General features: G+C 37.3%; 3 protein-coding genes. 2 read left to right on the top strand and 1 reads right to left on the bottom strand.

The window, feature by feature from the left end:
• On the bottom strand, positions 1-1,215 hold a 1,215-nt coding region (locus J6U00_RS06680), incomplete at its 3' end, for a DUF4143 domain-containing protein (RefSeq protein WP_296580392.1).
• A gap of 736 nt (positions 1,216-1,951) precedes the next feature.
• On the opposite strand from J6U00_RS06680, the gene J6U00_RS06685 reads away from it, so the two are divergent.
• Both J6U00_RS06685 and J6U00_RS06690 read left to right on the top strand, forming a co-directional pair.
• Positions 1,952-3,283, top strand: a complete 1,332-nt coding sequence (locus J6U00_RS06685; protein ID WP_296580394.1) for an AAA family ATPase — start codon at positions 1,952-1,954, stop codon at positions 3,281-3,283.
• A gap of 276 nt (positions 3,284-3,559) precedes the next feature.
• Positions 3,560-3,752, top strand: a 193-nt coding sequence (locus J6U00_RS06690) for a hypothetical protein (RefSeq protein WP_296580396.1), incomplete at its 3' end; no start/stop codon positions are given.

Here is a 3,752-nt window from a genome sequence, read left to right on the forward strand (position 1 = left end):
ATTTGATAGTCCGCATATAACACACAATAGCTTTGGGGGACATCCGTTGTCAGCTTCTATGCTGCGGCTTATTTCAATAAGATTGTTCGCTGCTTCATCAATTTGATTAGCGCCGAGCTTTATTTCAAAGGCGTACCACTCGCCGTCGGGAGCTTCAAGAACGGTGTCGATCTCTTTATCCTTATAATCCTGATAATGAAATACGTTCAGACCATTTGCCTCGGCATATATACGGAGATCACGTTCACAGAGTGCTTCAAACATGAAACCTGCTGTCTCAAGATCACCTATTAGCCTTTCGGCATTTGCACCGAGTAATGCGCAAGCAAGTGATGGATCTGCAAAGTGACGCTTTTCTGATTGTTTGAGCCTTACCGATGGGCGGATATTAGACGAAAATGGAGGAAGATTATCTGTTATAAAAAGTCTTTTGAAGATATCAAGATACTCAGTTACTGTGTCAATATTGATGTCGTCATCGTCGATTTCTTTAATATCTTTTTTCAAGGTTTTATTGGTAACAGTTGTACTTTCATTTCTTGCAAGAGAACGAAGCAACAGCCTAAGCTTTCTGCTGTCGCGTTTGACTTCGTCGAGTCTGAAAATATCATCTTCAACAACTGCGTCAATATACTGTGTCGGAAGAAGATGAGCCTGTGATTCAGGCGTATCAAGATTACCCGGCCAGCCTCCGCGAACAATCAGCTGCATAAGCTTTCTCAGGTCAACTTCTCCAGTCATACGCGGGGTAAATTTTCCGTCTATCATATCTTTCAGTGAAACAAAGCCTGTTGAGTCTTTCGATTCGTAAAGTGACATTGGTCTCATTCGGAGCCTTGCTATTCTGCCTGCACCGCTATGCATTATTCCTTTGTGATTAGGCGTTGCTGAGCCTGTTAGAATGAATTGTCCTTTTGATGAACGCTTATCAACTTCAAATCTTACTGCGTCCCATAACGGAGGAACCTCCTGCCATTCATCGATAAGTCTTGGAACTTCTCCCTCAAGTACGATACTTGGAGACATTTCCGCAAGCTTACGATTCTGAAAATTGTTAGCAGGATCACCTATCAGTATCTCGCTGTTGGAGTGGTAAGCCGAGCTACAAGTCTTTCCGCACCATTTTGCACCTTCTATACAAAGTGCTCCGAAAGCAGAAAGGTACTCTTCTATTTTTTGGTCGATCAGTCGCGGCATATATTTTTCGTTTTTCATTACAGCACCTCCGTTTGGTATTATTATATCACAACCCGTGAGATTTTACAAGTACAATCCGAAAGATTTTCAAAACTCAATCCGAGAGATTTATAAAATTCAATCCGACACATTTTGACAAAAATACTTTAACAAAGCTATATTATGATATTAAAACGGTCAAAGTATTCGATTAGACGAGCCTATTCTATGCAATAAAAGCTAAATGAATAATATTCATTATTATGCATAAGGGATAATGTGAAAAAGCGATGCTTGTACACTAAAAAATATGAGTAGCGTACAAATAGCGTACAAACTCATTTTTTAGAAAAAACTCGGAAACAACGTAGATACGTTGTTTCCGAGCCTTCACAGAAGTGACCCGTACGGGAATTGAAATGAGGTCTTGACTTTTTGTGAAATTTGGCAATGCCTAATAAATGCCTGTATTTCGCAGGATATTGCTAATTGACTTCTGCTGAAATCTGGTCATTTCGTGGCATTTTTAGTGATAATAAGTACCGAATAAAGACCAAGCTGCAAGGTTGTTTACCTTTAAATACTAAGGAATTTTTATCAGAAACTGGTTTTGTAGTGAAATAAGGGAATAATATAAATATCAGTGTTAATTTTTTTAACACTTGACAATTTTGCGATTATGAGGTATAATGGCAAAAAACAATTTGCGATTTCGTGGAAAAGTCGCTCAAAACAATTTGCGAATAGGCTTCTGGTCAAAAGACGAGGTGTAATAATGTTTAAACGTAAGATATATGATAAATTATTGGAATGGAAACGCGAATCCAATGGACGAACGGCACTTCTTATAGAGGGCGCAAGGCGAATAGGCAAGTCTACGGTAGCTGAAGAGTTTGGTAAAAACGAATATGAGAGCTATATGCTCATAGATTTTTCTATAGCTTCAAAGGCTACGATAGAGCTGTTTGAAGATGTGTCAGACCTCGACTACCTGTTTTTACAGTTGCAGTTGCAGTACAAAGTTGACCTGATTGAAAGAAAATCTCTGATAATATTTGATGAAGTCCAGCGTTGTCCGCTTGCACGTCAGGCTATAAAGCACCTCGTTAAAGACAATAGATATGATTATATCGAAACAGGCTCCCTTATATCTATAAAGAAGAATGTCAGCAATATCGTAATCCCAAGCGAGGAACGCAGAATAAATATGTATCCTATGGATTACGAGGAATTCCTGTGGGCTGTAGGCGATAATACAAGCTATCAGCTTATAAGGAAATTCTATGAAATGGGAAAGCCTCTCGGGCAGCAGATGAACCGTCAGATTTTACGTAACTTCAGATTGTATATGCTTGTCGGGGGTATGCCGCAGGCAGTAAACGAGTATATCACAACCAATAATTTTAAACTGGTGGATATGGTAAAACGGGATATACTCAATCTTTACAAAGACGATTTTATGAAGATTGATCCGACAGGACGTGCTTCAATGATGTTTGAGTCCATACCTGCACAGCTAAATAAAAATGCATCTCGGTATCAGGTCAGCAGCGTTTTAAGTGACAATACTCGTGCAAAAGACGTTCTTCAGCTTATTGCAGAAATGAAGGATTCACGAACAGTACTTGTTTCATATCATGCGAATGATCCTAATGTAGGTATGTCCTCAAACAAAGATCTGACAAAATTCAAGATGTTTATATGCGATACAGGCTTGTTTACGACATTAATGTTCAAAGACAGGGATTTTACCGAGAATGATATATATGAGAAACTGCTTAGTGATAAGCTGTCTGCTAATCTCGGCTATTTATATGAGAATATCGTGGCGCAGATACTGACAGCAAACGGCAACGAGCTGTTTTATCATACATTTATGAATGAAGAGTCACGTCATAATTATGAAATAGACTTCCTTCTTGCAAGGAAAAACAAGATATGTCCTATTGAGGTGAAATCATCAGGATATAAATCCCATGCATCAATGGACAGATTTTCTGAAAAGTATTCAAACAGGATATTATGGAAATATCTTGTATATACAAAGGATTATTACAAGGATAGGGATATTTTCTGCCTGCCTGTATATATGACACCGTTTTTATAAAAAACGCAAGTTATCGTTGATTTTTGCGCTCATAAAGAAAGTTTAATTCAAATTACGATTTTAAACCGATATAGCAAGCTGTAAGTAAAAAGACAGAATAAGAATTCTAAAGGCAGTTAAGAGGATAATCTCAAAACTGCCTTTAATTATTATATTTTTTTGTTCTTATGATGTGTTATACAAAGCAATAAAACATATTGACTTTGCTTTTCTTATACAATATACTAATAATGTATCAGCAATATAACATTATATAGAGAAGAAAGGAGGTATTATATGTGTAATTCTTTCACATCTACGCACATCTATGACAATGAATGCTTATCAAAAGAGCAATTCATAAAAAAATTCTGCGAGAAAATGGATGAAGATGGCTATGTAATCTGTGACAACAATGAAAGCGAGCTCTCATATATTTTAAAGTTTGCAGTTAATTGCAAATGGGTAACTATAGCTTCAGAAGCTTATG

It is taken from the genome of Ruminococcus sp., assembly GCF_017650195.1.
In the GTDB taxonomy this organism is placed as follows: Bacteria; Bacillota; Clostridia; order Oscillospirales; family Ruminococcaceae; genus Ruminococcus.